This is a genomic window from Micromonospora sp. NPDC050187 (genome assembly GCF_044459745.1).
In the GTDB taxonomy this organism is placed as follows: Bacteria; Actinomycetota; Actinomycetes; order Mycobacteriales; family Micromonosporaceae; genus Micromonospora.
Window position 1 is genome coordinate 1 of the sequence record NZ_JBITJH010000021.1, and the last position, 25,147, is coordinate 25,147.

Annotated in this window: 30 protein-coding genes; 15 read left to right on the forward strand and 15 right to left on the reverse strand. The window is 71.7% G+C overall.

The window, feature by feature from the left end; all coding sequences use genetic code 11:
• Positions 1-179: 179 nt before the first annotated feature.
• The 3 genes from ACIBJE_RS25490 to ACIBJE_RS25500 form a co-directional block, all read right to left on the reverse strand.
• Entirely contained in the window at positions 180-1,145 is a 966-nt protein-coding gene (locus ACIBJE_RS25490; RefSeq protein ID WP_396752497.1) for a carbohydrate ABC transporter permease, read from the reverse strand.
• Position 1,146: 1 nt separating this feature from the next.
• Complete coding sequence (locus ACIBJE_RS25495; RefSeq protein WP_396752499.1) at positions 1,147-2,199, reverse strand: carbohydrate ABC transporter permease; 1,053 nt, start codon at positions 2,197-2,199, stop codon at positions 1,147-1,149.
• A 73-nt stretch (positions 2,200-2,272) separates the two neighbouring features.
• The gene (locus ACIBJE_RS25500) at positions 2,273-3,619 is read right to left on the reverse strand and encodes an ABC transporter substrate-binding protein (RefSeq protein WP_396752501.1); all 1,347 of its coding nucleotides are present in this window, start codon (positions 3,617-3,619) and stop codon (positions 2,273-2,275) included.
• 260 nt (positions 3,620-3,879) lie between these two features.
• Here ACIBJE_RS25500 and ACIBJE_RS25505 point away from each other — a divergent pair, with 260 nt between their 5' ends.
• The gene (locus tag ACIBJE_RS25505) at positions 3,880-4,662 is read left to right on the forward strand and encodes a peptidoglycan DD-metalloendopeptidase family protein (RefSeq protein WP_396752503.1); all 783 of its coding nucleotides are present in this window, start codon (positions 3,880-3,882) and stop codon (positions 4,660-4,662) included.
• A gap of 247 nt (positions 4,663-4,909) precedes the next feature.
• Here the strand turns inward: ACIBJE_RS25505 and ACIBJE_RS25510 are convergent, their stop codons facing one another.
• The 5 genes from ACIBJE_RS25510 to ACIBJE_RS25530 form a co-directional block, all read right to left on the reverse strand.
• A complete protein-coding gene (locus tag ACIBJE_RS25510; RefSeq protein WP_396752505.1) occupies positions 4,910-5,401 on the reverse strand; it encodes a TspO/MBR family protein in 492 nt (163 codons plus the stop codon).
• Between the two features lie 162 nt (positions 5,402-5,563).
• The gene (locus ACIBJE_RS25515; protein WP_186542998.1) at positions 5,564-5,707 is read right to left on the reverse strand and encodes a GPGG-motif small membrane protein; all 144 of its coding nucleotides are present in this window, start codon (positions 5,705-5,707) and stop codon (positions 5,564-5,566) included.
• Between the two features lie 41 nt (positions 5,708-5,748).
• Complete coding sequence (locus ACIBJE_RS25520) at positions 5,749-6,474, reverse strand: metallophosphoesterase (RefSeq protein WP_396752696.1); 726 nt, start codon at positions 6,472-6,474, stop codon at positions 5,749-5,751.
• Positions 6,475-6,484: 10 nt separating this feature from the next.
• The gene (locus tag ACIBJE_RS25525) at positions 6,485-6,760 is read right to left on the reverse strand and encodes a hypothetical protein (protein WP_396752507.1); all 276 of its coding nucleotides are present in this window, start codon (positions 6,758-6,760) and stop codon (positions 6,485-6,487) included.
• Positions 6,757-7,338 carry a nucleotidyltransferase gene (locus ACIBJE_RS25530; RefSeq protein ID WP_396752509.1) on the reverse strand — a complete coding sequence of 194 codons (582 nt, stop codon included), beginning with the start codon at positions 7,336-7,338 and terminating at the stop codon, positions 6,757-6,759. Before ACIBJE_RS25530 ends, ACIBJE_RS25525 begins: the two co-directional genes overlap by 4 nt.
• A 181-nt stretch (positions 7,339-7,519) precedes the next feature.
• On the opposite strand from ACIBJE_RS25530, the gene ACIBJE_RS25535 reads away from it, so the two are divergent.
• Positions 7,520-8,215 carry a dTMP kinase gene (locus tag ACIBJE_RS25535; RefSeq protein ID WP_396752511.1) on the forward strand — a complete coding sequence of 232 codons (696 nt, stop codon included), beginning with the start codon at positions 7,520-7,522 and terminating at the stop codon, positions 8,213-8,215.
• A 74-nt stretch (positions 8,216-8,289) separates the two neighbouring features.
• Here ACIBJE_RS25535 and ACIBJE_RS25540 read toward each other — a convergent pair whose 3' ends face one another.
• Positions 8,290-8,967: an SDR family NAD(P)-dependent oxidoreductase gene (locus ACIBJE_RS25540; protein ID WP_396752513.1), complete on the reverse strand. Its 678-nt coding sequence runs from the start codon at positions 8,965-8,967 to the stop codon at positions 8,290-8,292.
• A 241-nt stretch (positions 8,968-9,208) separates the two neighbouring features.
• Here ACIBJE_RS25540 and ACIBJE_RS25545 point away from each other — a divergent pair, with 241 nt between their 5' ends.
• The 4 genes from ACIBJE_RS25545 to ACIBJE_RS25560 all read left to right on the forward strand — a co-directional run bounded on the left by ACIBJE_RS25545 (position 9,209) and on the right by ACIBJE_RS25560 (position 13,653).
• Entirely contained in the window at positions 9,209-10,216 is a 1,008-nt protein-coding gene (locus ACIBJE_RS25545) for an NAD-dependent epimerase/dehydratase family protein (protein ID WP_396752515.1), read from the forward strand.
• A 172-nt stretch (positions 10,217-10,388) separates the two neighbouring features.
• Entirely contained in the window at positions 10,389-11,258 is an 870-nt protein-coding gene (locus ACIBJE_RS25550; RefSeq protein ID WP_396752698.1) for a MurR/RpiR family transcriptional regulator, read from the forward strand.
• On the forward strand, positions 11,255-12,190 hold the full coding sequence (gene murQ, locus ACIBJE_RS25555; RefSeq protein WP_396752517.1) for an N-acetylmuramic acid 6-phosphate etherase: 936 nt from the start codon (positions 11,255-11,257) through the stop codon (positions 12,188-12,190). Before ACIBJE_RS25550 ends, murQ begins: the two co-directional genes overlap by 4 nt.
• 473 nt (positions 12,191-12,663) lie before the next feature.
• A complete protein-coding gene (locus ACIBJE_RS25560; protein ID WP_396752700.1) occupies positions 12,664-13,653 on the forward strand; it encodes an RNA polymerase sigma factor RpoD/SigA in 990 nt (329 codons plus the stop codon).
• Positions 13,654-13,782: 129 nt separating this feature from the next.
• On the opposite strand, the gene ACIBJE_RS25565 is transcribed toward ACIBJE_RS25560, so the two are convergent.
• From ACIBJE_RS25565 to ACIBJE_RS25575, 3 genes are read right to left on the reverse strand one after another with little or no spacing between them, the layout of a single operon-like run.
• The gene (locus ACIBJE_RS25565; RefSeq protein ID WP_396752519.1) at positions 13,783-14,754 is read right to left on the reverse strand and encodes an NlpC/P60 family protein; all 972 of its coding nucleotides are present in this window, start codon (positions 14,752-14,754) and stop codon (positions 13,783-13,785) included.
• Positions 14,755-14,811: 57 nt separating this feature from the next.
• Positions 14,812-15,135: a DUF3817 domain-containing protein gene (locus tag ACIBJE_RS25570; RefSeq protein ID WP_396752521.1), complete on the reverse strand. Its 324-nt coding sequence runs from the start codon at positions 15,133-15,135 to the stop codon at positions 14,812-14,814.
• A gap of 25 nt (positions 15,136-15,160) precedes the next feature.
• Complete coding sequence (locus ACIBJE_RS25575; protein ID WP_396752523.1) at positions 15,161-15,637, reverse strand: hypothetical protein; 477 nt, start codon at positions 15,635-15,637, stop codon at positions 15,161-15,163.
• Between the two features lie 132 nt (positions 15,638-15,769).
• Here ACIBJE_RS25575 and ACIBJE_RS25580 point away from each other — a divergent pair, with 132 nt between their 5' ends.
• The 3 genes from ACIBJE_RS25580 (at position 15,770) to ACIBJE_RS25590 (ending at position 17,056) form a co-directional block, all read left to right on the forward strand.
• Positions 15,770-16,111 carry a DUF6158 family protein gene (locus ACIBJE_RS25580; RefSeq protein ID WP_396752525.1) on the forward strand — a complete coding sequence of 114 codons (342 nt, stop codon included), beginning with the start codon at positions 15,770-15,772 and terminating at the stop codon, positions 16,109-16,111.
• On the forward strand, positions 16,111-16,446 hold the full coding sequence (locus ACIBJE_RS25585; protein ID WP_396752527.1) for a hypothetical protein: 336 nt from the start codon (positions 16,111-16,113) through the stop codon (positions 16,444-16,446). Before ACIBJE_RS25580 ends, ACIBJE_RS25585 begins: the two co-directional genes overlap by 1 nt.
• A 70-nt stretch (positions 16,447-16,516) precedes the next feature.
• A complete protein-coding gene (locus ACIBJE_RS25590; protein ID WP_396752529.1) occupies positions 16,517-17,056 on the forward strand; it encodes a DUF1360 domain-containing protein in 540 nt (179 codons plus the stop codon).
• A 107-nt stretch (positions 17,057-17,163) separates the two neighbouring features.
• On the opposite strand, the gene ACIBJE_RS25595 is transcribed toward ACIBJE_RS25590, so the two are convergent.
• The 3 genes from ACIBJE_RS25595 to ACIBJE_RS25605 all read right to left on the reverse strand — a co-directional run bounded on the left by ACIBJE_RS25595 (position 17,164) and on the right by ACIBJE_RS25605 (position 19,089).
• Entirely contained in the window at positions 17,164-17,358 is a 195-nt protein-coding gene (locus ACIBJE_RS25595; RefSeq protein WP_396752531.1) for a hypothetical protein, read from the reverse strand.
• A 38-nt stretch (positions 17,359-17,396) separates the two neighbouring features.
• A complete protein-coding gene (locus ACIBJE_RS25600) occupies positions 17,397-17,579 on the reverse strand; it encodes a hypothetical protein (RefSeq protein ID WP_396752701.1) in 183 nt (60 codons plus the stop codon).
• 388 nt (positions 17,580-17,967) lie between these two features.
• Positions 17,968-19,089, reverse strand: coding sequence for a 3-deoxy-7-phosphoheptulonate synthase (locus ACIBJE_RS25605; RefSeq protein WP_396752533.1), 1,122 nt, complete (start codon positions 19,087-19,089; stop codon positions 17,968-17,970).
• Positions 19,090-19,693: 604 nt separating this feature from the next.
• On the opposite strand from ACIBJE_RS25605, the gene ACIBJE_RS25610 reads away from it, so the two are divergent.
• From ACIBJE_RS25610 to ACIBJE_RS25635, 6 genes are all read left to right on the forward strand, one after another.
• Complete coding sequence (locus ACIBJE_RS25610; protein WP_396752535.1) at positions 19,694-19,912, forward strand: hypothetical protein; 219 nt, start codon at positions 19,694-19,696, stop codon at positions 19,910-19,912.
• 144 nt (positions 19,913-20,056) lie between these two features.
• Complete coding sequence (locus ACIBJE_RS25615) at positions 20,057-21,349, forward strand: M16 family metallopeptidase (protein ID WP_396752536.1); 1,293 nt, start codon at positions 20,057-20,059, stop codon at positions 21,347-21,349.
• A 46-nt stretch (positions 21,350-21,395) separates the two neighbouring features.
• The gene (locus tag ACIBJE_RS25620; protein WP_396752538.1) at positions 21,396-22,742 is read left to right on the forward strand and encodes a M16 family metallopeptidase; all 1,347 of its coding nucleotides are present in this window, start codon (positions 21,396-21,398) and stop codon (positions 22,740-22,742) included.
• Between the two features lie 124 nt (positions 22,743-22,866).
• Positions 22,867-23,892, forward strand: a complete 1,026-nt coding sequence (locus ACIBJE_RS25625) for an aspartate-semialdehyde dehydrogenase (protein WP_396752539.1) — start codon at positions 22,867-22,869, stop codon at positions 23,890-23,892.
• Between the two features lie 124 nt (positions 23,893-24,016).
• Entirely contained in the window at positions 24,017-24,514 is a 498-nt protein-coding gene (locus ACIBJE_RS25630) for a PPOX class F420-dependent oxidoreductase (RefSeq protein ID WP_396752540.1), read from the forward strand.
• A gap of 158 nt (positions 24,515-24,672) precedes the next feature.
• The gene (locus tag ACIBJE_RS25635; protein WP_396752541.1) at positions 24,673-25,089 is read left to right on the forward strand and encodes a CBS domain-containing protein; all 417 of its coding nucleotides are present in this window, start codon (positions 24,673-24,675) and stop codon (positions 25,087-25,089) included.
• The last annotated feature ends 58 nt before the right edge of the window (positions 25,090-25,147 follow it).

Below are 25,147 nucleotides of genomic sequence, written 5' to 3' on the forward strand. Positions count from 1 at the left end.
TGCCGACGGTCGTCGCCGCCCGCGAGGGCATCCTCGACCGGGACGCGTACGACTCCGCCGGTCGCCGGGACGCCGGTCACCGGGAAGCCACCGATGCCCCCCCCCCCGGCCCCCCCCCCCCCCCCCCCCCCCCGCCCCCCCCCCCCCCCCCCCCCCGCCCCCCCCCCCCCACGCCGGAATCAGCCCTTGACGCTACCCGCGAGCAGGCCCCGCACGAAGTAACGCTGCAGGGACAGGAACACGATCAGCGGTACGACAATGGAGACGAACGCACCGGCGGTGAGCCGCTGCCACTCGTTGCCCCGGGTGCCGGCCATCTCGGCCAGCCGGACGGTGAGTGGTGCCGTCTCGTCGCCGCCGCCGGCGAAGATCAGCGCGACGAGCAGGTCGTTCCAGACCCAGAGGAACTGGAAGATGCCGAAGGCCGCCAGCGCCGGGGTGATCAGCGGCAGCACGACGGTGCGGAAGATCTTGGGGTGGGTGGCCCCGTCGACCCGCGCCGCCTCCATCAGGTCCTTCGGCAGTTGCGAGATGAAGTTGTGCAGCAGGAACACCGCCAGCGGCAACGCGAAGCAGGTGTGCGCGAACCAGACCTGCACGAACTTCTGCTCGTCGGCGAGGTCCCACGCCGGCATCAGGGTGATGCCGCCGAGGCTGACCCCGTTGGAGAAGAAGCTCAGCAGCGGCACCAGGGCCATCTGGAGCGGCACGATCTGCAACGCGAAGATGGCGATGTAGACCCAGTCCCGGCCCCGGAAGTTGATCCAGGCCAGGGCGTACGCGGCGAGCGCCGCGAAGGCCAGCGGGAAGAGCACCGACGGCAGTGTGATCACCAGCGAGTTGATGAAGTAGCTCGCCAACTGGCCGGAGGAGGACGACCGCCCGAAGAGGACCTGCTGGTAGTTCTCCAGGGTCACCTGCGGGTCGGTGAAGAACGTCCACCAGCCGGTGGTCTTGATCTCGTCCTCCGGACGGAAGGACGAGATGAACAGACCGAAGGTGGGGATGGTCCAGACCACGGCGATGACGATCGAGACCAGGGTTGCGGTCCGGCTGCTCAGCCGCTTGCGGACCCGGGCGGCGGCGGTCGTCGGCCGGGCACCGGCCTGCGTGCCGGCGGCGACCGGGGGAGTGGTGGTGGTCATCTCAGCCCTCCCGCTGCTGCCGCAGGTTGCGGATCTGGTAGATCACGATCGGGATGACCAGGATGAACAGGAAGACCGCCAGCGCGGCACCCTGCCCGTTCTGGCCGTACCGGAACGCCTGGTTGTACATCTCGTTGGCGACCACGCTGGTGTCGTAGTTGCCGTTGGTACTGGTCCGGACGATGTCGAAGACCTTCAGCGTGGCGATCGAGATGGTCACCACGACCACGATCAGAGCCGGTCGGATGCTCGGCAGGGTGACCTGCCAGAACATCTGCCACGGGTTGACCCCGTCCAGCCGGGCCGCCTCGACGATCTCGGCGGGGATGGCCTTGATCGCCGCGGAGAGCACCACCATGGCGAAACCCGCCTGGATCCACACCATGATCACGATGAGCAGGAGGGTGTTCAGCGGCGATTCGAGCAGCCACTGCTTCGGCTCCCCGCCGAGGCTCACCACGATCTGGTTGAGCAGACCGATCTGTTCCTGGTCCTCGCTGCGGTAGGCGTAGACGAATTTCCAGATGATGCTGGCGCCGACGAAGGAGATCGCCATCGGCATGAAGATCAGCGACTTGGCGACCGCCTCCAGCCGCGCCTTGTCGACCATGACCGCGTAGAGCAGGCCGATGGTGGTGGCGATCAGCGGTACCAGGAGCACCCAGACCATGGTGTTGATGATCACGCGCAGGATCTCGTCCTGCGCGAAGAGCCATCCGTAGTTGCGCAGCCCCACCCAGTTCTCACTGCCGCCGTCCATGAACGACAGGAGCGTGGTGCGGACCGCCGGCACGACCAGCCCGATGGTCAGCAACAGCACGGCGGGCAGCAGGAAGAAGAGCGCGAAGACGCCCTCCCGTGGCTTGGCGCGTCGACGGGACAGCGGCGCGCCGTTGGCCGCCGCGGCGACCAACTGGGCCTCCCGACGACGGGCGAACCAGGCCGGGACCGCGTCCAGCAGCAGGAGCAGACCGCCCACCACCACGACGAAGGCCACCAGGCCGTACAGCAACATGACGAGCTTCGGTGACTCGTCGGCGAACTCGAAGTTCATCCGCACTCCCAGGGAATCGCGGCCCGGCGCCGGGGGTCCGGCCCGCGTGGTGCGGACCGGACCCCGGGGCGACTTACTTGGGCCAGCTGCTCTCGATGGTGGAGAGCACCGTGGCGGTGTCCTTACCGTTGATCCACTCGATCATGCCCTTCCAGAAGGTGCCCGCGCCGACGGCGCCGGGCATCAGGTCGGAGCCGTCGAACCGGAAGACCGTCCCCTTGTCCTGGAGGATCTGGACGGAGAGCTTGTCGATCGGGTTGGCCACGTTCGCCGAGTCGAGCTTGTTGTTCGCCGAGACCCAGTTGCCGAGCTTGGCGCGGGCGTTGGCGTACTCACCGGAGGCGAGGTACGTCTGGACCGCCTGGACCTCCGGGCGGTCGGCGAAGGCGACGGTGAACTCGCCGCCACCGAGCACCGGCTTGCCCTTGGACTCGTCGATGGCCGGGAAGTAGAACGCGAAGACGTCGCCGTCCTCGGCCACCTTGGTGTTCTCGGGCCACTGGTTGGCGTAGAAGGACGCCTGCCGGTGCAGGGCGCACTTGTTCTGCAGGATCGGCGTGCCGGCCTCCTGGAAGGAGGTGGTGGTGATGCTCTTGACGCCGCCGAAGCCGCCGTTGACGTACTTCTCGTTCTTGAGGATGGTGCCGGCCCGGTCGAGCGCCTCGGCGACCTTCGGGTCGTTGAACGGGATGCCGTGCGTGGTCCACTGGTCGTAGACCTCGGGGGTCTGCGTGCGCAGCATCAGGTCTTCGATCCAGTCGGTGGCCGGCCAGCCGGTGCCCTCTCCGGACTCGATGCCGACGCACCACGGCTTGGTGCCGTCCGCCGCGATCTTGTCGCTCAGGGCGATGAGCTGGTCCCAGGTGGTCGGAACCTCCCAGCCCTTCTCCTTGAACGTCTTCGGGGAGTACCAGACGAACGACTTCACGTTCGAGCCGAGCGGGGCGCCGTAGAACTGACCACCGACGGTGCTGTACTTCAGCCAGTCGGCCGAGTAGTTCTGCTCGGCCATGGCCTTGGTGTCGGCCGAGGCCGGCTTGAGCTTGCCCGCCTCGGCGAACCGGGCCAGCAGACCGGGCTGCGGGATGAACGCGATGTCCGGGGCGTTGCCACCGTCGACGCGCACCTGGAGCTGCGCCTCGAACTCGCCGCTGCCCTCGTAGTCGATCTCGATGCCGGTGCAGTCCACGAACTGCTCCCAGGACTGCTCGAGCAGGTCAGCCTCGGCGTCCCGGATCGACGCGTAGATCGAGACCTTCTTGCCGTCGTTGCCCTTGTACTTCTCGTATGCCGAGCACTCCGCCGAGTTGGCGTTGTTGCCGCTGCTGTCGTCGTCGCTGCCGCAGGCGGTGGCGGCGAGCGCCAGTCCCAGCGCACCGATGATCGCGATGGCCTGGCGTGGTCTGGCAGAGACCGCCATGCCGTCCTCCTTCAGTAGGCGGCGCGGTCGTAGCGGTGACCTCGCCGATCCGATTGGGCGTCTCCATATGTAAGCGCTTGCATTCGCATCGGTCCACCCCCCTGCCGGACACGAGCAGGTAACAATCCGGAAACCCCGATGTTGCTCTGGATCGCGCCCCCTGCCAGCCGGGGAACCTTTGATCGATCCCTTTCGACGGCTGGAGTTTTCTGTCACTCTGTCATCCAGCAATGGAAAGCTTTCGACATAGGAGGCTCTGGATGCGTAAGCGCTTGCTCACCCTGGTGGCGGCGGCCGGGCTGCTGGCCGCGACGGTCGTGGTGCCGGCGGCCCCGGCGATGGCGGCCCCCACCTTCAAGGTGCCCTTCAAGTGCGGGCAGGCCTGGTCCGGCCAGACCCGCACCAACCACAGCCCGGCGTACTCGATCGACTTCAACCGCACGGACGACCTCGGCGACCCGGTGGTGGCCAGCGCCCCCGGCACAGTGGACCGCGTGACGGACCTCGGCGGCACCAGCTACGGCAAGTACGTCCGGATCAGCCACAGCGGCGGCTACCACACCTACTACGCGCACCTGAACGGCTTCGCCAGCGGGATCACCGTCGGCAAGTCCGTCGGGTACGGCACGGTGATCGGCTACGTCGGCACCACCGGCGGATCGACCGGCCCGCACCTGCACTACGAGCAGCGGCTCAACGGCAGCGACATCCAGATCCGGTTCAACGGCAGCCTCGCGCTGTACTGGGGCACCAAGACCTACACCAGCGACAACGGCTGCTCCGGCTCGGGCGCCACCGGCACGGTGAACACCAGCGGCACCCCGCTGACCGTGCGCTCCGGCCCGGGCACCGGCTACAGCGCCGTGGGCACGGTCGCCGACGGCACCCGGGTCACCATCCAGTGCCAGACCACCGGCACCACCGTCACCGGCACCTACGGCACCAGCAACATCTGGGACCGGATCGGCTCCGGTCGCTTCATCGCCGACGCCTACACCCACACCGGCTACGACGGCTTCATCCCCGGCGTGCCCCGCTGCTGACCGCGCCGCCGTCCTCCTCCTCGGCTGTCGGTGGAGCTGAGCCGACAGCCCGGGTGGGGGCGGCACGGCACCGTCGCGGCGCGGCCGTCACAGGGTGCGACGCGCGGTGGTGCGACGCGCGGTGGTGCGACGCGCGGTGCTTGCGGGGTGTGGTGGCGGTGGTTGCAGGGTGAGGTGTTTGCAGGGGACCCCTGCTACGCAAAAAGCGGTAACAAGGGACCCCTGCTACCACCGAACCACCACGTCGTCAGTTCAGTTGCCAGATGGCGAGGTTCAGGCACGCGGCGAAGGTGACCCAGGCCCAGTAGGGCAGCATCAGCAGGGTGGCCGGTCGGGACACGCGCCGGAAGAGGGCGACGGTGAGTCCGATCAGCAGCCAGAGCACGACGATGTCGAGGAGGGCCAGGCCGTACCGGCCGGCGCCGAAGAAGATCGGGGTCCAGATCGCGTTCAACACGAGCTGCGCCGTCCAGACGCCGAGCGCGGGACCGAAGCCGACCCTGCGCCACACCAGCCAACCGGACACGGCGATCATGGCGTAGAGCAGGGACCAGACCGGCCCGAACAGCCACGACGGGGGAGCCCAGGCGGGCTGGCGCAGGCTCGCGTACTCGCCGGAGGTGTCCGAGACCCCCAGCACCCCGATGCCGGCGGCGACGACCACCGCCGCGCCGAAGCCGAGCAGGGCCAGCCAGGGGCGCGCTCCCTGGGGCCGGGTGGCGCCGTGGGTCGTCGTCATGTCCGCAGAGGTCCCCGGGCGGGCCGCTCGGCAAACCCCGCCAACGGAACGGGCGGCCGACGCGAAGCGCCGGGGTCGTCGGCCCGGGTTCTCCTGTCGGGAGGACGGAGAACCCGGTACGACGACCCCGGCGGGTCCTTGGGGGGATACGGACTACGGACGTCAATTGAAGATGCTGACGCCACCTGGGCCGACCAGCAGGCCCACCACGATGAGGACGACGCCCCACAGGATCTGCCGGCGGAACAGCGCCATGATGCCGGCGACCACGAGTACGACTGCGAGAATCCAGAGAATCAGCTCCATGACCGCTGAGTACCCGACCGTCTGATTCGGGAAACCTGTGCTCAGTCGGCGTGGTTGCCCAGGTGGAAGATGCTGTAGGCCTGCTTGATCACGGGGTGCGCGACGTTGCGGACCCGGACCCCGCCGGGCGTGGTGCCGCGCTCGCTGCCGGCGTGCGCGTGTCCGTGCAGGGCCAGCGCGGTGGGTGCCGAGTCGATCGCCTGACCGAGCTGGTACGAGCCGAGGAACGGGTAGATCTCCAGGGGTTCCCCGGCGAGGGTGTCCGGCACCGGCGAGTAGTGCGTGAGCGCCACCAGCACGTCGCACTCCAGCCCGCGCAGCGCCTCGGCCAGCCGGTCGGCGCTGTCGGTGGTGGTCCGGACGAACGCCTTCATCTCCGGTTCGCCGAAGTCGCTGGCGCAGCGTCCGGCGAATCCGCCGCCGAAGCCCTTGACCCCGGCCACTCCGAGCCGCCGTCCGCCGCAGTCCAGCACGACGCCGTCGCCCTCCAGCACGGTGATGCCCGCGTCCTCCAGGACCTTCACCACCTGCGGCACCTGGTCGCACTGGTGGTCGTGGTTGCCGAGCACGGTGATCACCGGCACGCCGAGCCCGCCGAACTCCTCGGCCACGCAGCGCGCCTCGTTCTCCGTGCCGTGCCGGGTCAGGTCGCCGGCGAGCAGCAGCGCGTCGGCGTGTTCGGGCAGTTCCTCCAGGGCTGGCCGGAAGCGGCCCACCACGTCCTCGTCGAGGTGCACGTCGCCGACGGCGGCGATCCGGATCATGATGAAACCCCCCTCACGGCAGCTCCTCGACCTCGGTCGGGGCCTGGGCACGGGTCACCCCGATGTCGCTGGTGACCGGGACGTCCGGAAAGCGTGCGGCCACCCGGCGCAGGATTTCCTCCCGACGGTGCGGGCTCTCGACCTCGCCGTAGAGCACCAGGCCGTGCTCCCGGCGGACCACGGTGATGCCCTGTTCGGCGACGGCTGGGTCCTCGGTCAGCAGTCGCTGGATCTCGGCCTCGACGTACTCGTCGGGCGGTCCGGTGGCGGCGCTGAGGTGGTCGGTCACGGTCGCTCCCTTCCTTCCGGGCCGGCGTACGGCACCACGTCGAGGCGGTCCAGCAGCACCAGGAACGCCTCGGCGTACGGGGAGTGCTGGGTCTCCTTCCGTACCCGTTCCCAGTCGATCTGCTCCCGAAGGGAGCGGGCGAGGGGGAGACCGCGGGCGAAGTCGCAGTAGTGCTGGGAGAAGCTGAGCAGCTTGTGCACCATGAGTTGGCTGGCCGAGAGCACCGGCATGTGGATCGCGTCCACCGGCCGGACCACGGTGTCGGAGAAGGTCTCCTCGGTCACCGGGGTCTCGATCGGCCGGTGGATCAGGTCCACCATCCGCCCGTCGTCGTAGACCTTGACCAGCCAGTCCTCCGGCGGGCGCTCGGCGGTGAAGCCGTCCGCCACCAGCGCCTCGAGGGCCGACTCGACGTCCTGGTGGCGGATCAGGAAGTCCACGTCGTGCTCGCTGGAGTGTCCGCCGTGCGCGTAGACGGCGAAGCTGCCGCCCAGGGCGAAGGGGATGTCGGACTGCTTCAGCACAGCGGCGACCCGCTTGAGGGTGTGCAACAGACTGGCGTCCCCGTTTTGTGCCATCGAAGTCTCCCTGGTCGGTGGGCGGAACAGGTGGTCGCAGTGAAGTTGCGTACCCGGCATTCCGATCGGCCACACCTGTCACCGGAGCGGATCGTGGACAAAAAGCGAAGTAAGTCTGATTCATGTAGGCATGACCGTAGATTGCCTACGTGTGAAGCCCGCGTCGGATATCCTCGGGAGGGTGGCCAGATCACTGGGGGCGCGGCGCGGCAAGGCCCGACTGCGTGCCGTCGCCCTGATCGGCATCGACGGCTCGGGCAAGACGACCCAGGCGCACCGGCTCGCCGACGCCCTCACCCTGGCCGGGCTGCCGGCCACCTACCACCGCAACGCGGGCGGACGCGCCTGGCTCGGCCGGCTCGCCCAGCGGCTCGGTCGCCGTGACGCCCAGGGGCTGCTGGGCAACCGCGGCATGCTCACCGTCGAGTCGGTGCTGCGCTGGCTCGCCATCGCGCGGGCGCTGCTCGGCACCCTGCTCACCGGTCGGACGGCGGTGATGGACCGGTATGCCGTCTGCCAGTACGCCAGCATCCGCGCCCACGACGGCCGGCGGGGCGAGCGGCTGGCCCGGCTGGCCTACCGGCTCTTCCCGGCACCGCAGATCACCTTCCTGCTCGCGGTCGAGCCGGCGGAGGCGTACCGGCGGATCGAACGGCGCGGCACCGACCACGAGCCGATCGACTACCTCGAGGCGGCCGACGCGGCGTACCGTTCGCTGCCGGAGTTCCCGACCTTCGTGGTGATCGACGCCAACCGGACTCCGGACGAGGTGACCCGGCAGATCCGCGACCACCTGACCGCCTGGCTGCCGGCGACCGGCTCGCCGGTGCCCCGGCCACCCCTGCTCGCCCCACTGGCGGCCCCGGCCCACTCGTGACCGCCGCACGGGCGTCGGCCCGCGCGGCGATCCGGGTACGGGCGTCCGCCCGTCCGGACCATCCGTCGGGACGGTCAGGCGCGACCGTGCACCGGGACGGCCGCGCCGCTGGTCGGCGCGGACTCGTCGCTGGCCAGGAAGCGCACCACCGGGGCGATCTCCGCCGGGTCGACCCACCGGCTGTGGTCGGCGTCCGGCTGGGCGGCCCGGTTGGCCGGGGTGTCGATCACGCTCGGCAGGACGGTGTTGCAGCGCACCCCGCTCGCCCGGTACTCCACCGCGACCGCGTTGGCGAACGCCAGCACCGCCGCCTTGGCGGTCACGTAACCCGCCACGCCGGGGAAGGGTGCGAGCGCGGCCCGTGCCGACACGCAGACCACCGCGCCGCCCCCGGCCGCCGTCAGCCGGGGTAGCGCCGCCCGGGTGACCAGGTACGTCGGGCGCAGGTTCAGGGTGAGCATCCGGTCGAACTCGTCGACCGGTGTCTCGTGCACCAGCCCACCGCTGGCGTACCCACCGACCAGGTTGACCACCGCGCGCAGCGGGGCCGCCGGTTCGCCCGCGGCCACCTCCACCGCCCGGGCCGCCCCGGCCGGGTCGGTCAGGTCGGCGGTGACGGCGAGCGAGCCGTCGCCGTCGCCCGGACGCAGGTCGGCGACCACCACCCGCCAGCCCGCCGCCGTGAAGGCGGCGGTCACCGCGCCGCCCAGTCCGCCCGTGCCACCCGTGACCAGTACGCTCCGCTCCGCCATGCGGCACACGCTAGCGGTTCCGTGCGGCCGGTGCCGGAGGCCACCCGCGCCGTCGGCGGCGGTCGGAGTGCGCCGAGGTGCGCCGGGACGCCGAACGTGCGCGGCGGGGGAATCTCGCCGGGACACCCGGACGTGCGCGGCGGCGGATCCGCGCGGGACGCGGTTGCGCCCAGGGCGTAACCCGTCTGCCCAGGGCTAACCGACCTGGTGGTTCCGTCTGCCTGGCCGCAGCATCGTCGCCATGCGACTCCTCATCCTCGGTGGCACCCAGTTCCTCGGTCGGGCAATGGCGCGGCTCGCCGTCGCGCAGGGGCACGACGTCACCTGCGTCGCCCGGGGCGCCTCGGGCGCACCCGTGGCAGGCGTGCGCTTCGTCGCGGCGGACCGGTCCGACCCGGCCGGGCTCGCACCGCTCGACGGCGAGCGGTTCGACGCGGCGATCGACGTGACCCGCTGGCTGGACCAGACCCACCACACCATCGCCGCCCTCGCCGACCGGGTCGACCACTGGTCCTTCGTCTCCAGCATCTCCGTCTACGCCGGCTTCGCCGCCCCCGGCGGGGGCGTGGCGGACACCCCGCTGCTGCCACCCGCCCCGGACGGCGTGACCGGGCCCGGTCCCGACTTCACGTGGTACGGCGAGTGCAAGGTCAGCATCGAGCGGGCGTACGCCGAAGCGGTCGAGCGGCTCTTCGTCTGCCGGGCCGGGCTGATCATCGGGCCGGAGGACCCGAGCGACCGGTTCCCGTACTGGGTGCGGCGGCTCGCGGCCGGTGGTGAGGTGCTCGCCCCCGGCGCACCGGACGACCCGGTGCAGTACGTCGACGTCGACGACCTGGCCGCCTGGCTCCTGCACGCCGCCGTGACCGGTCTCACGGGCACGTACGACGGCATCGGCGCGGCGGTGCCCCGGGCGGAGGCGCTGCGCGGGATCGCGGCCGGTGTCGGCTCGCCCGAACCACGGTTGACCTGGGTGGATACCGACTTCCTCCAGGCCCGGGAGATTCGTCCCTGGTCAGGGGAACGCTCCCTGCCGCTGTGGGTGCCCGGCGCGGAGTGGGCGGGCTTCCTTGCCCGGGACGCCCGCCCCGCGCTCGCGGCCGGACTGGTCACCCGGCCGGTGGCGGAGACCGCCCGCAGGACCCTGGCCTGGATGGACGCCGATCCCGGGGCCGTCCGGCAGGGTGGACTCGACCCGGCGGACGAAGCGGCCGTCCTGCGGGAATGGCACGCTGAGGGTGGGCGGTGACCACTCGGAACGAGTTTTCCCGATAAGCCGGATCGTGGTTGACGCCTACGCCTGATGAAAGTAAGTTTCATCCGTGGCGAAGAGTCCGAAGATTTCCGCGAGGAACGAGCCGGGTGCCTCAGCGAGAAGCGGGCCGGGCGGTTCCGCGAGCCGGAGTCACGAGCCGGGGGGCCTGATCGTCCACATCAGCGGCCTGCTGCCCTCGCTGTCACCGGCCGAGCAGCGCGTCGCCCGGCTGGTCGTCGCCGACCCGGCCGATGCCGCGCGCCGGACCATCACCGACCTCGCCACCGCCGCCGAGACCTCGGAGGCGACGGTGATCCGGTTCTGCCGCTCGGTCGGCATGGACGGTTACCCGCAGCTGCGGATCCGGCTCGCCGCCGAGGCGGCGCGCCGGATCGAACCGCCGGACGCCCGCGTCGTCGGGGGTGACATCCCGCCCGGTGCCGATCTCGCCCAGATCATCGCCACCATCGCGTTCAACGACGCCCGCGCCGTCGAGGAGACGGCCGAGCAGCTCGACCCGGCCGTGTGCGAGCAGGTGGTGGAGGCGATCTCCCAGGCCGGCCGGATCGACATCTACGGCGCCGGGGCCAGCGGGTTCGTCGCCTCGGACTTCCAGCAGAAGCTGCACCGGATCGGCCGCACCGCCTTCTACTTCCCCGACGTGCACACCGCGCTCACCTCGGCCGCCCTGCTCGGTCGGGGTGACGTCGCGCTGGGCATCTCGCACACCGGGACGACCTCGGACGTGATCGAGGTGCTGCAGCAGGCGCGCGCCCAGGGGGCGACCACCGTCGCCCTGACCAACTACCCCCGGTCGCCGATCACCGACGGCGCGGACTTCGTCCTCACCACGGCGGCCCGCGAGACGACGTACCGTTCCGGGGCGATGGCCAGCCGCCTCGCCCAGCTCACCGTGGTCGACTGCCTCTTCGTCGGGGTCGCCGCCCGCAACCGTGCCCGGGCCCGGAAGGCCCTGGAGGTCACCGCCAACGCGGTCCAGTCCCACCGCGTCGGCTCCACCCGGAGGAAGGCATGACCACCGACCAGGTGCCGTCCGAGGTTCGCCCGGTGGTCCGGGTGGGTGCGCCGACCGAACGGCGTAACCCGCTCAGCGCCGATCTCGACCTGATGTCCACCCGGGACATGCTCGCGGTCATCAACGAGGCGGACCGACGGGCGCCAGCGGCGGTGGCCGAGGTGCTCGACGAGGTCGCCGCCGCCGTCGACCTCGCGGTGACCGCGCTGCGCGGCGGACACCGGGTGCACTACTTCGGCGCGGGCACCTCGGGCCGGCTCGGTGTGCTCGACGCGGTCGAGCTCATCCCCACCTTCAACATCCCCCGACACTGGTTCTGCGCCCACCTCGCCGGCGGGCAGGGGGCGATGTGGCAGGCGGTCGAGAACGCCGAGGACAACCACCCGACCGGAGCCGCCGAGGCGGCCGAGTGTGTCGCCCCCGGTGACGTCGTGGTCGGCCTGGCCGCCAGCGGACGCACACCGTACGTTCTCGGGGCGCTGGCCGCGTCCCGGGCCCGGCAGGCCGCGACGGTGCTGCTCTGCGCCAACCCGGAGGCCGAGGCCGCCCGGGACGTGGACGTCTTCATCGGGGTGGACACCGGCCCCGAGGTGGTGACCGGGTCGACCCGGATGAAGGCGGGCACCGCGCAGAAGCTGGTGCTGAACGCGTTCTCCACCGCCGTGATGGTCCGCCTGGGCCGGGTCTACTCGAACCTCATGATCGACGTGGTGGCGACCAACGCCAAGCTCCGGGGACGGATGATCACGATCCTGGTCGAGGCGACCGGGTGCAGCGAGGAACTCTGCCGGCAGGCCCTGCACGAGGCCGACGGTGACCTGAAGACCGCCCTGGTCTCGTTGGTCTCCGGAGCCGACGTGACGAAGGCCCGGGCCGCGCTGGCCCGCTCCGCCGACCAGGTACGCGGCGCGCTCGCCCTGCTCGCCACCTAGCCCGGACGGGCGCATTCGCCCTCTACTCGCCATCCGGCCCGGACGGGGGCGTGTCTGCCCCTCTACGCGCCACGTGGACCACCCGATCCGCCCGCGTCACGTGGAGGGCGGGATACTTCACCCGGGGCCGGGGTAATCATCCGGGTGTGGATGAACCGACCGCTCCGCCCGTGCGTCTGTCACAGTGACCGGAATCGCAGCTCGGCGGTGACGTGCGTCGCTGTGCGGGACGGGTACCCGATGGTGCCATGACAGGGGAGCGCCCGGCCGTCACGCCGCCCCGCACCGTGCCCGCCGACGACCATCCGGCGGGGTGTTGACAGCAAACGTCAACCGTGCTTTCAGCTAGCACTCAGGCATTCGTGACAGTTTCGACTCATGACATGGAATCCCCGACGCGTCCCATCTGTTGTGTAGGTGTCAGCACCGGTGGGCACAGCGGAGATTACGGGGGAGGGCTGATGGACGTGGGGATGGCAAGGAACCGGGCAACCGGCGCGAGCGAGGGGACCGTGGGCAACGTGGACAAGAACATCGGCATGCGAACCGACGAGGTCGCCGAGGAGCGTGACCTGGTCGGAGTCTACCTTCACGAGATCTCCCGGACGCCGCTGCTGGACGCCGCCCGGGAGGTCGACCTCTCCAAGGCGATCGAGGCGGGCCTCTACGCGGAGCACCTGATCGGCGAGGACCGGATCCCGGAGGGTGTCGACCGGGACGAGCTGGAGCGGGTGGTCGTCGAGGGGGAGCGGGCCAAGGACCTGTTCATCCGGGCGAACCTGCGGCTGGTCGTGTCGATCGCCCGCCGCTACGTCCGCTCCGGGATGCCCATGCTGGACCTGATCCAGGAGGGCAACACCGGTCTGGTCCGCGCGGTCGAGAAGTTCGACTACGAGCGGGGCTACAAGTTCTCCACCTACGCGACCTGGTGGATCCGTCAGGCGATCAGCCGGGCGATCGCCCAGCAGGAGCGCACCGTGCGGCTGCCGGTGCACCTGGTCGAGGACGTCAACCGGATGCGCAACGTGGCCCGTCAGCTCACCCGTGAGCTGGGCAGCGACCCGGAGCCGGAGCAGGTCGCGGCCGCGCTCGGCGTCACCGTCGAGCGGGTCAACGAGCTGATCCGCTGGTCGCAGGACACCGTCTCGCTGGACACCCCGGTGGGCGACGACGGCGACACCAACCTGGGTGATCTGGTGGCCGACAGCGACGCGCCCTCGCCGGAGGAGATCGTCCTCACCGGCCTGGAGCGGCAGCGCATCGAGGGCCTGCTCAACCACCTCGACGACCGGTCCGCGGGCATCATGCGGGCCCGGTACGGCCTGGAGGACGGGCGGGAGCACTCGCTGACCGAGGTCGCGTCGCGATTCTCGCTCTCCCGGGAGCGGATCCGGCAGCTGGAGATCCAGGCGCTCGGCCGGCTGCGTGAGCTGGCCCGGGCGGAAGGGCTTCGGGCGGCCTGACATCCGTCCGTCCGAGTGGCGGGCAACGACGGCGAACGGCCGGCGTCCGGAAGGCGGATGCCGGCCGTTCTGCGTACCGGGGTGCGGGCGCGCTCACCGCACCCGGCCGTTCGGCTGTACTTGGGCCGCTCAGCGCACCCGGCCGTAGCCGTACGGGGACATCAGGTCGACGTCCCGGATCTCGACGTTGCGTCCGAAGGTCGGAGCGTGGATCACCTTTCCGCCGCCGACGTAGAGCGCCACGTGCCCGAGACCACGGTAGAAGACCAGGTCGCCGGGGCGTAGATCGGCGCGGCTGACCCGGGCGGTGGCCTTCCACTGCCTCGCCGCGTTGTGCGGCAGCGACTTCCCGGCGGCCCGCCAGGCGGCCAGGGTCAGCCCCGAGCAGTCGTACCCGTTCGGGCCCTCGGCGCCCCACCGGTACGGCTTGCCGAGCGCCCCGTAGGCGTAGCGGACGGCGACGCCGGCCTTGCCGGAGACGGCTGGGCTCTTCGGCCGCGTCGCCGGGCGGGCGGGCTTCTCGGTGGCCGCCCCGTACGCCTGTCGGCGCAGCTCGTAGAGGCGGCTCAGGTCACGCTCGATCCGCTTCTTCCCGGCGGCCAGTTCCCGGGACTGGGCGGCCTGCCGGGCCAGCGTGGCCTCCAGCCGCACCTTGGCGTCGAGCAGCTTGCGGCGGTCCGCGCCGAGCCCGGCGACCTGCTGCTCCCGGCGCCGGGTGACCTGGTCGAGGGTGCCCATCCGCGCGAGCAGGGCGGACCGGTCGCCGGTGCGCAGCAGCACCTCGGTGGTGCCCAGCCCGCCGGTCTTGTACGCGGTCACCGCGTACCGGTCGACGTCGGCACGGCCCTGCGCCACCTGCTGCTCCAGCGGCCCGATCCGGGTGGTCAGCTTCGCCACCGCCGCCCGGTTGGCCTTGATGTCCTCGTTGAGTTTGTTCCAGGACTCGACGACCCGTTCCAGTTCGGTCGAGGCGCGGTCGATCCGCCGGGTCAGCTCGGCCGGTGTCGGCTCTGCCCGGACCACCGAGGCCGGGGCGAGCAGGACGGCGACCAGACCACCGATCACCAGAGAGCGCAGCAGGATCCGAAGCGACGACGACACGAGGGGCGAACTCCTAATCCGAGAACGAAAGTGCTGTGCTGGTAGCAGGGGTGGAGGTCAGCCGGCCACGGGCTGGGGGGTGCGGGTGTCCGTGGTCACCCAGCGGCTGACCCGACGTTCGGCGTAGAACGAGACGAACGGCACGGTGCCGGCGAGCATCACCAGCGCCATCCGCTTCAGCGACCAGTCGGCCCGACGGGCCAGGTCGAACGCGGCAGCCAGGTAGACCATGTAGAGGAAGCCGTGGGCCGGTCCGATCGTCTCGACCACGATCGGGTCGTCGAACCCGTACTTCAACGGCATACCGATCACCACGAGCAGGATCAGCACCACGCCCACGATCCAGGCGATCACGCGGTACCGGGTAAGGGCTGCGCCCACGGTCCTTCCGTCCTTCCGCCCCGGCTCAGCCGGGGAAGTCACCGGGTCGCGCGCCCGGGTTGGCGTTCAACCATGTCAGGTAGCGGTTGTACTCGGCCAGGTCGGCGTCCTCGCCGTCGCTGGCCGGGACGGTCGCCCGGACGACCCGCACCGGGCGGCGTACCACCGGGGTGGTGGGCGTCGTGGACGATGTCCCGGCGGTCGCCGTCAGGCCGGGGCCCGAGGCCGTCGCGAGCGTGGCTGCCGGCTGGTCGGACGGAGCCGTCGCGCCGGCCGGCTCGTCCGGGGTCGGCTCTCCGCGCAGCGTGTGGCGGATCTCCCGCCACCACACGAAGACCACGAAGGCGGCGAAGATCGGCCACTCCACCGCGTACGCCCAGCTCGAGCTGTTACCGGCGGCGGCCCGGCTGATCTGCCACCAGCCCAGCGCGCAGAACCCGACGACCAGCACGACCATGGCCACGTGGCGGAAGATCCACGCCGGTGTCCAGAGCCGCTTCATGGCAACGAGGGTACCGGGCCGACCCGGCGACTCCGACACGACGTCGTAGTCCCGCGTCGGCTGGGTGGTTTGGTGCCCTCCGGTGTGGGCATCCGTCTAGATGCCAGCCCAAACGAGATCAGGGGGGCGACGATGACCGGATCGGTACGACAGGACGGGTTCCCGCAGGGCACGGCGGGCGACGCCAGCCCGGAGCAGCGGCTTCCGGAATGGGACGGTGACCACCTGCACGACATGGCCGTCACCGACACCGGTGCCGACCCCGAGCTGCTCGGGATCGACCCCGCCGAACTTGGTGACGAGGACCTGATCCGCGAGATGCACAGCCTGCACCGCACCCGGCTGGACACCCTGCGGCACGCGGCGGACTCCGCGCTCGCCACCCACCTGCGACGCACCGCCGAACTGGAGACGGAGTACCTGGCGCGCCACCCCGGTCGTGAGGTCGACCCGAGCCGTCTGCGGGACGCCTGATGGCGGCACGTGAGCGGGGCATGTCCGCCCCGCCCGAGGTGGTCTTCAACACCGCCACCGATCCCGACCGGGCGACGGCCTGGCTGCCCGAGCCGCTGCGCACCGACGGTGCCGAGCGGCCACAGGTCGTGCCGGACGGGTTGCGCGCCCGGTGGAGCAGCAGCTCCGCGCCGGGATGGTCGGCCGAGATCCAGGTCGAGCCGGCGGACGCCGGTGGTGCCCGGGTCCGGCTCGACCTGACCGGTGGATCCGAGGAACAGGACACCGACGCGCTGGCGGAGGAGACCCTCACCAACCTCGCCCGCGAGGTCGCCGAGAACCTGACCGCCGGCTGACCCCCGTCCGGACGCGGGCCGTCGCCCGTTCGTGGCACAGCACGTTCGTAGCGAGGCAAGGAGAGACGTGGTGACGCAGAGCGGCCTGAGGGACAGGGTGGCGCGGCTACGCCGGGCGTACGCGCCGCACGAACACCGGCCGCTGGGCGGCTACCTGGTGGCGATGGGCACCTACGCCGGGGTCACCGGGGCGCTCGCCGCAGTGGTGAGGGCCACCGGTCGGCCGGTGCCGGATCGGCCCGCGCCGGCCGACGTGGTGCTGCTGAGCATCGCCACCCACAAGCTGAGCCGGCTGCTCTCCAAGGACGCGGTGACCAGCCCGCTGCGGGCCCCGTTCACCCGCTACGACCGGCCGAGCGGCAGCGGCGAGGTGATGGAGCAGGTCCGTGACTCCGGCAGTTCGACCCGGCACGCCATCGGCGAACTGTTGAGCTGCCCGTTCTGCCTGGCGGTCTGGGTGGCCACCGGACTCACCGGCGGGCTCGTCCTCGCGCCCCGGCTGACCCGGCTGGTCGCCACGGCGCTGACCGCGGTAGCCGCCTCCGACTTCCTCCAGATGGCGTACGCCGTCTCACAGCAGGCCGCCGAGGGCGGCAGGCGGGAGGACTGAAGCCGGGCGGACGGGGTCGGACGGCGGAAACGGGGGCCATCGGCCCCCGTTTCCGGTGGGTCGTCGGCATGCCGTTCCCGACGGTCGACGCTCCGGACGGAAGAGAGTCAGCGCTGCATGCCGGACCAGCCGCGTGGCGACTCCGGTTCCCGCTCCTCCTCGTCCTCACCGGTGACGATCTCCCGATCGACCGCCGTACGGTCGTGCTCGTTGGCGAAGTCGGGCTCGGGGGTGGTGTCCAGGCCCTCGGGGGGCTGGCCGAGAGCGGGCATCCGCTTCTGCTCGTCGTCCCGATCGGTCATCGTCGCTGTCCTCTCCGTGGTCGGTCTGCGGCCGCGCCTCAGACCGCCGAGCCGCCGAGCAGGTCGGACACCTCGTCCATCGCGTACTCGCCCTGTGGCAGGGCCGAGATGCGGGTCAGCAGGTCCGCGGGGAGTTCGGCCGCGACCGCCCGGCGTTGGATCTCGGCCTGGCTGATCCGTTCCTGCCCGTGGTAGATGTCGTCGAGCAGGTCGTCGATCATCTGGCTGGCTGGTTCGTCGGTCACGTGATCAGCTACCCGTGCCGGAATCGGTCAAACGTCACGACGCCCCGCCCGCCGCCGGCGGCCGCCGGCTTTCCCGTGGTCCGCGACGGGCGGCAGTCCGGGACGAGCTCTGCCGACGTCCAGCGACCGGCATGTGACCCAGGCCACACTCCCACCCGGAACACCGGGGCTACCCGGCCCGTTGACTCAGGTGTCGGTGTGACCAGTGTCCCCGGGCCTCACCTAACAGCCTTCGCGGAATACCGTCCGGCTGGAGCCGCGTCGCGCCACTCGCCGAGAGGCGACCTGCACACCGACACCAGCGCCGCCCCGGGCTCGCCCGGGGCGGCGCTGTGCTTCCCGCCCCGCCCCGGGTGGTGGGGGGTCAGGCGGGGGTGGGCAGACGGGGGTCGGTGGGAGCGGGCGGAGCCTGCGGGGTGCGGGCACGACGGGCGCGGACGGCACCGGCCAGGGTCTCCAGCACCTCGGCGGTGTCCTGCCAGCCGAGGCAGGCGTCGGTGATCGACTGACCGTAGGTCAGGTCCCGGGTCGGGTGGAGATCCTGCCGCCCCGCCTCCAGGAACGACTCCAGCATGATCCCGACGATGCCGCGCTGGCCGGCGGCGAGCTGCTCGGCCACGTCCGCCGCGACCACCGGCTGGCGACGGTGGTCCTTGCCGCTGTTGTCGTGGCTGGCGTCGATCACCACCCGCTCCGGCAGGTTGGCCGCCCGGAGCTGGGCCAGCGCGCCGGCCACCGAGTCGGCGTCGTAGTTGGGCACACCCCTGCCGCCACGCAGCACCAGGTGCCCGTCGGCGTTGCCCCGGGTGTGCAGGATGGCCGGCGTGCCGGAGACGTCGATGCCCGGGAAGACGTGCGGCACCCCGGCGGCGCGGATCGCGTCCACGGCGGTGCCGATGCTGCCGTCCGGCCGGTTCTTCATGCCGATCGGCATGGACAGGCCGGAGGAGAGCTGCCGGTGCACCTGGCTCTCCACCGTGCGGGCGCCGATCGCTCCCCAGGCCACCGTGTCGGCGATGTACTGCGGGGTGATCGGGTCGAGGAACTCGCAGCCCACCGGCAGGCCGAGTCGGAGCACGTCGAGCAGGAGCGCGCGGGCGAGCCGCAGGCCCTTGTTGACGTCCCCGGAACCGTCCAGGCCCGGGTCGTTGATCAGGCCCTTCCAGCCGACGGTGGAGCGCGGCTTCTCGAAGTAGACGCGCATGACCACCAGCAGGTCGTCGGCGTGCCGCGCGGCCGCCTCGCGGAGCCGGTGGGCGTAGTCGAGGGCGGCGACCGGGTCGTGCACCGAGCACGGGCCGACCACGACCAGCAGTCGGTCGTCGGTACGGTCCAGCACCCGGCTGACCGCCCGGCGGCCGGTGAGCACGGCCGAGGTGAGCGTGGCGTCCAGGGGTAGCTCGTGGTGGAGTAGCGCGGGGGTGGTCAACGGCACGATCCGTTCGATCCGTTGATCGATGACGCGATCGGTGTCCGGGGTCGTCACGGTGGTTTCCTTCCGCCGACCACTCCCGGGGCCGGCGCCCGAGACCGAGCCGGCTGCTCGTAGGCAAGAGGGCAGGAGGACCGCCTGATCCCCCGCCTGGCCGGCTCGGAGAGTGGTGACGTCAGCTCATGGTCGCGTCACCGGCTCCTGAGCCGGCTGGCTAAACCATCGATACGAGCGAGTCACGGCGACCAGCCTACCCGACGGATGCGCCGGGAGCCCGTCCGATCATGGACGGAGCCCTCCGTCGTTTTCGCAGATGTCGATGACGTCGACCGGTCTGCGTCGTCGCCCCGAGAGGGTTTCCGGGAGTGCTCTACCGGCCCGGACGGCCCTGTCCCCGCAGGCGGTCGGGGTGGTCGGGGCGGGCGGACGGAGCGCCCGGGGCGTCGGCGGGAGGTGTCGGGTGGTGGAGCCGGAGGGGCGGTGTGACCGGTCGAATCCGTGTCTCTCATGCTGGGATTCGGCGCTCCGGCTCCGTGTCGCGGTGGCGTCGGGAACATCATCCGGGCGTACCGGATGGTGGGATGCGCGGGCCTCGGCCGGCGGCTGCCGGCGCTCGGATGCGGCTTAGCGGGAGGGGCGGTGGGGTATCAGGGCCGCCATGAGTGACGAGCTGAACAACCAGGACCGGGTGGCGTCCCGCGCCGTGCACCTGCTGCCGGAGGAACGGGCGGTGGGCAGTGACGACCCGGAGGCACAGGCGCGCGCCATCCTCGCCGAGTCGGACCGGCGGGAGGCGGACCGGAACGCCGCCCCGGACACCGTGCTGGAGAGGCGCACCTCGGAGGAGACGGTGACCCCGATCGAGCCGCCGGACTGACCGGCGGCAGCGGCACCGGACCACGCTGGCACACGGGGGTGCCGGCGTACGGCGGCCCGGAGGTCGTGGTGTCCGGACCGAACCGCCGGGGCGCCCGGAGCCGGTCGACACTCTCCGGCAGGGGCGATCGGATAGCGTCGTGCCATGCCCGACAGCGGTTACCCCTGGCCGATCGAGACGACCCGACTGGACAACGGCCTGCGCGTGGTGGTGAGCGAGGACCGCACCGCCCCGGCGGTCGCGGTGAACCTCTGGTACGACGTCGGCTCCCGGCACGAGCCGGCGGGCCAGACCGGTTTCGCCCACCTCTTCGAGCACCTGATGTTCGAGGGGTCGGTGAACGTCGCCAAGACCGAGCACATGAAGCTGGTCCAGGGAGCCGGTGGTTCGCTCAACGCCACCACCAACCCGGACCGGACCAACTACTTCGAGACCGTCCCCGCCGAGCACCTGGAACTGGCGTTCTGGCTGGAGGCCGACCGGATGGGCGGCCTGGTGCCGGCGCTGACCCAGGAGACGCTGGACAACCAGCGCGACGTGGTGAAGAACGAGCGACGGCAGCGCTACGAGAACGTCCCCTACGGCGACGCGTGGCTGCGGCTGCTGCCGATGCTCTACCCACCGGGACACCCGTACCACCACGCCACGATCGGGTCGATGGCCGACCTGAACGCCGCCGACCTGGCCACCTTCCAGGACTTCCACCGCACCTACTACGCGCCGAACAACGCGGTGCTGACGGTGGTCGGCGACGCCCGCGCCGAGGAGGTCTTCGCGCTGGCCGAGCGGTACTTCGGGGCGGTCCCGCCGCGCGCCGACATCCCGCCCGCGCCGGACGGCCACACGGTCGTCGGGACCGGGGAGCCGGTCCGGGAGACGGTCACCGCCGACGTGCCCGCACCCCGGGTGCTCCTCGCCCACCGCACCCACCCCTTCGGCAGCCCCGGGTACGACGTGGTGACCGTCCTCGCCACCGTGCTCGGCAGCGGTCGGGGCAGCCGCCTCTACCAGCGGCTCGCCGACGGCGAGCGGATCGCCCAACCCGACCTGGTGGGCGCGTACGGGGTGGACCTGGCGCACGCGCCGGCCCCGCTGATCGCCACCGCCACCGCCCGCCCCGGGGTGGACGCCGAACGGCTGGAGGCCGGTCTGGCCGAGGTGGTCGACGAGCTGGTCAGCGTGCCGGTCACCGCCACCGAGCTGGACCGGGCCAAGGCACTGCTCACCACCTCCTGGTGGCGGCAGATGTCCACCGTGGACGGTCGTGCCGACGTGCTCAGCCGGTACGCCACCCAGTTCGGCGACCCGGCCCGTGCCGCCGAGCGGCTGCCGGCCTGGCTCGCGGTCACTGCGGAGCAGATCGCCGAGGTCGCCGCCGAGGTGCTCGCGCCCCGGGACCGCGCGGTCCTCAGCTACCTGCCCAAGGAGGGCGCGTGAGCCCCGCCGCCCACGGGCCCGCAGTCGTGAACGGAAGGAAGCCCCGATGAGCCTGATCGCCGAACGTCCCGGTCCGGGCGTCGCCCGCCCGTACCGGTTCCCGACGGTGACCCGCCGGACGGTGGCCGGCGGGGAGGTCGTCGCCGCGCACCTGCCCGGACAGAACCTGGCGGTGGCGCTGCTGCTGCTCGACGCCGGAGCCGGACGGGAACCGCTCGGCCGGGAAGGGCTCGGCGGGGTGCTCGCCAAGGCCGTCGAGGAGGGCACCGCGCAGCGGGACGCCACCGCGTACGCGCTGGCCATCGAGGCCCTCGGCACCGAGTTGGTGATCGGGCTGGACTGGGACTCCTTCCAGGTCAGCGTGCAGGTGCCGGTGGACCGGCTGAGCGCCGCCGTGGAGCTGCTGGCCGAGGCGGTCCGTACGCCGCGCCTCGACCCGGCCGACATCCTGCGGGTACGCGACGACGAGGCCACCGCGCTGCGGATGGACTGGGCGAACCCGGGCCCGCGTGCCGACGCGGTGCTCCGCGCCGACCTGTACGGCGCGGACGTCCGGCACGGCCGCCCGATGTACGGCGACCCGGACTCGGTGGCCGGCCTGGACGTCGACGACGTGCGGGTCTTCCACTCCGAGTGGTTCCTCCGGCCGGGCACCCTGGTCGTCGCCGGTGACCTGGAGCGGATCGACCTGGACGCGCTCGGCGCGGCGGCCTTCGCCGGTGCCGGCGGCGGCTTGGCGCCGCAGGAGGGACCGGTCCCGGTGACGCTGCGGGAGGGCCGGCGGATCCTGCTGGTCGACCGCCCCGGGTCGGTGCAGTCCACGCTGCGCCTCGGTCACCCCGCCCCGCACCGGGCACACCCGGACCACGTGCCGACCGCGCTCGCCGGGACGGTCCTCGGCGGGGCCTTCACCTCCCGGCTCAACCACCTGATCCGCGAGGTGCACGGCTACACGTACGGCATCCGGGGCGACTTCGCCACCTCCCGCCGGTTCGGCCGGTTCGCGGTCGCCTCCGGGGTGCAGACCGCGGTCACCGCCCCCGCGCTGGTCGAGGCGGTGGGGGAGATCTCCCGTACCCAGCTCACCGGGGTGACCGAGGAGGAGCTGGCGGTGGCCCGCTCCTGGCGGGCCGGGCAGCTCTCGGTCGAGTTGCAGTCCCCCCGGGCGATCGCCTCGGCGCTGACCACCCTGGTGGTGCACGGGCTACCCGACGACTACCACGCCCGGCTGCGGGAGTCGTTGCTCTCCGCCGACGTCGAGCAGGTCTCCGCGGCAGCCGCCGCGCACCTGCACCCGGAGGCGTTGACCCTGGTGGTCGAGGGCGACGCGGCGGTCATCCGGGACGAGCTGGTGGCCACCGGCCTCGGCGAGGTTGTCGACGCCACGCTCTGACGGTCAGGGGAGCGGCACGCCGGTCCCCTGACCGTCGCCCAGGCGGTGTGACGTGCGTCGTCCGGGGTCCGGGCCGTGGGAAAGCGTTCCCGGTCCGGGCCCCGGCCTGGGTAGCCTCGCGGACATGAGGATCGGCATTGTGGGGGCCACCGGCCAGGTCGGTGGCGTCATGCGACAGGTGTTGGCGCAACGGCACTTCCCGGTGGACGAGCTGCGGCTCTTCGCCTCGGCCCGGTCGGCGGGACGCACCCTGCCGTGGGGCGACGGCGAGATCACCGTGGAGGACGCGGCCACCGCCGACTACCGGGGGCTGGACGTCGCGCTCTTCTCGGCCGGCAAGGGCACGTCGAAGGAACTCGCCCCCCGGGTCGCCGAGGCCGGCGTCGTCGTGATCGACAACTCCTCCGCGTACCGGATGGACCCGGACGTGCCGCTGGTCGTGGCCGAGGTCAACCCGCACGCCGCCGCCGTCCGCCCGAAGGGCATCATCGCCAACCCCAACTGCACCACCATGGCCGCGATGCCGGTGCTGCGTCCGCTGCACGCCGAGGCCGAGCTGACCAGCCTGGTCGTCGCTACCTACCAGGCGGTCTCCGGCGCCGGCCTGGCCGGCGTGGCGGAGCTGGACGAGCAGGTCCGCAAGGTGGCCGGCGAGGCGACCGCGCTGACCTACGACGGCAGCGCCGTGGAGTTCCCCGCGCCGCGCTCCTTCGCCGAACCGATCGCCTTCAACGTGCTTCCGCTCGCCGGGTCGCTCGTCGACGACGGGTCCGGCGAGACCGACGAGGAACAGAAGCTGCGTAACGAGAGCCGCAAGATCCTCGAAATCCCGGGTCTGAAGGTCGCCGGCACCTGCGTCCGGGTGCCCGTCTTCACCGGCCACTCGTTGCAGATCCACGCGCGCTTCGCCCGGCCGATCACCCCGCAGCGCGCCCGTGAGCTGCTCGCCGACGCCTCGGGGGTGGCGCTCGCCGACGTACCGACCCCGCTGCGGGCCGCCGGTCAGGATCCGACGTACGTGGGTCGGATCCGGGCTGACGAGACCGTCGAGCACGGGCTGTCGTTCTTCTGCTCCAACGACAACCTGCGCAAGGGCGCCGCACTGAACACGGTCCAGATCGCCGAGCTGATCGCCGCCGAGAACAGCTGACCCGTCCCGGGCCGCACGTGCCCGGTCGACCGCTCACGTGGCCACCCGCCGTCCCGGTGGGTGGCCACGCGCGTACCCGGGTGGCCCGTCCGTCTTCGGCGGCATGCGAGGTCGATCGTGTTGGATGGGGTGTGACCGCAGGGGTGTAGACGGTAGACGGGCCGACCCGATTTTGGAGGAATCCGTGACGGACGCCGAGCGCGAGGACAAGCTGGTCGACACCATCGCCGCCCACTCGCTGGGAGTGCTGGCGACGATCCGGCGGGACGGTAGTCCCCAGCAGTCCACCGTGGTCTACAGCTTCGACCGGGCGGAGCGCCTGATCCGCGTCTCGGTGACCGGCACCCGGGCCAAGACGGCCAACCTGCGTCGCGATCCCCGGGCCAGCTTCCACGTCAGCAGCGGGGACGGCTGGACGTACACGGCGGCCCAGGTCCGGGGCGAGTTGACTCCGGTGGCCGCCGATCCGCACGACGAGGTGGTCGAGGAACTGGTCGGGCTCTACCGTGCGGTGCGCGGCGAACACCCGGACTGGGACGACTACCGGCGGGCGATGGTGCAGCAGGGCCGGATGGTGCTGCGGCTGCGCGTCGAGCGGGTGGTCGGCATCCCCGGAGACTGATCGCTGCGGACTGCGGCGTCCGGGGACTGTGATCACTGCGGGACTGCGGCTTCCGGGGACTGTGATGACTGCGTGACTCCGACGTCCGGGGACCTCGGCCGGTGTTACCCGGGGGACGGGACGGGTAGACGGCGGGCCGACACCGAGAGGGGAGCAGCATGACTACCGTCGGAGATTTCATGACGACCCGTCTGGTGACCATGGATGCCAACGACACGCTCACCGCGGCGGCCCAGGAGATGCGGGACAGCGCCATCGGGGACGTGGTGGTTACCGATGGTGACGACGTGGTCGGCATCGTCACGGACCGGGACATCACGGTGCGGGGGGTGGCCGCACAGCGGGACCCGGACCGCACCACCCTGCGCCAGATCACCAGCACCGACCTGGTCACGGTCAGCCAGTACGACGACGCGGTGGCCGCCGCCGACCTGATGCGTACGTATGCCGTACGCCGGCTGCCGGTGATGGACGGCGGGCGGCTGATCGGCCTGATCTCCATCGGTGATCTTGCGGTCGAGCGCGAGCCGCAGTCCGTGCTCGCCAACATCAGCGCGGACGACCCGAACAACTGACCGTCGACGGCGGTCGCGTGCACGGCGCGCCGGTTCCCGCACGGGGCCGGCGCGTTCG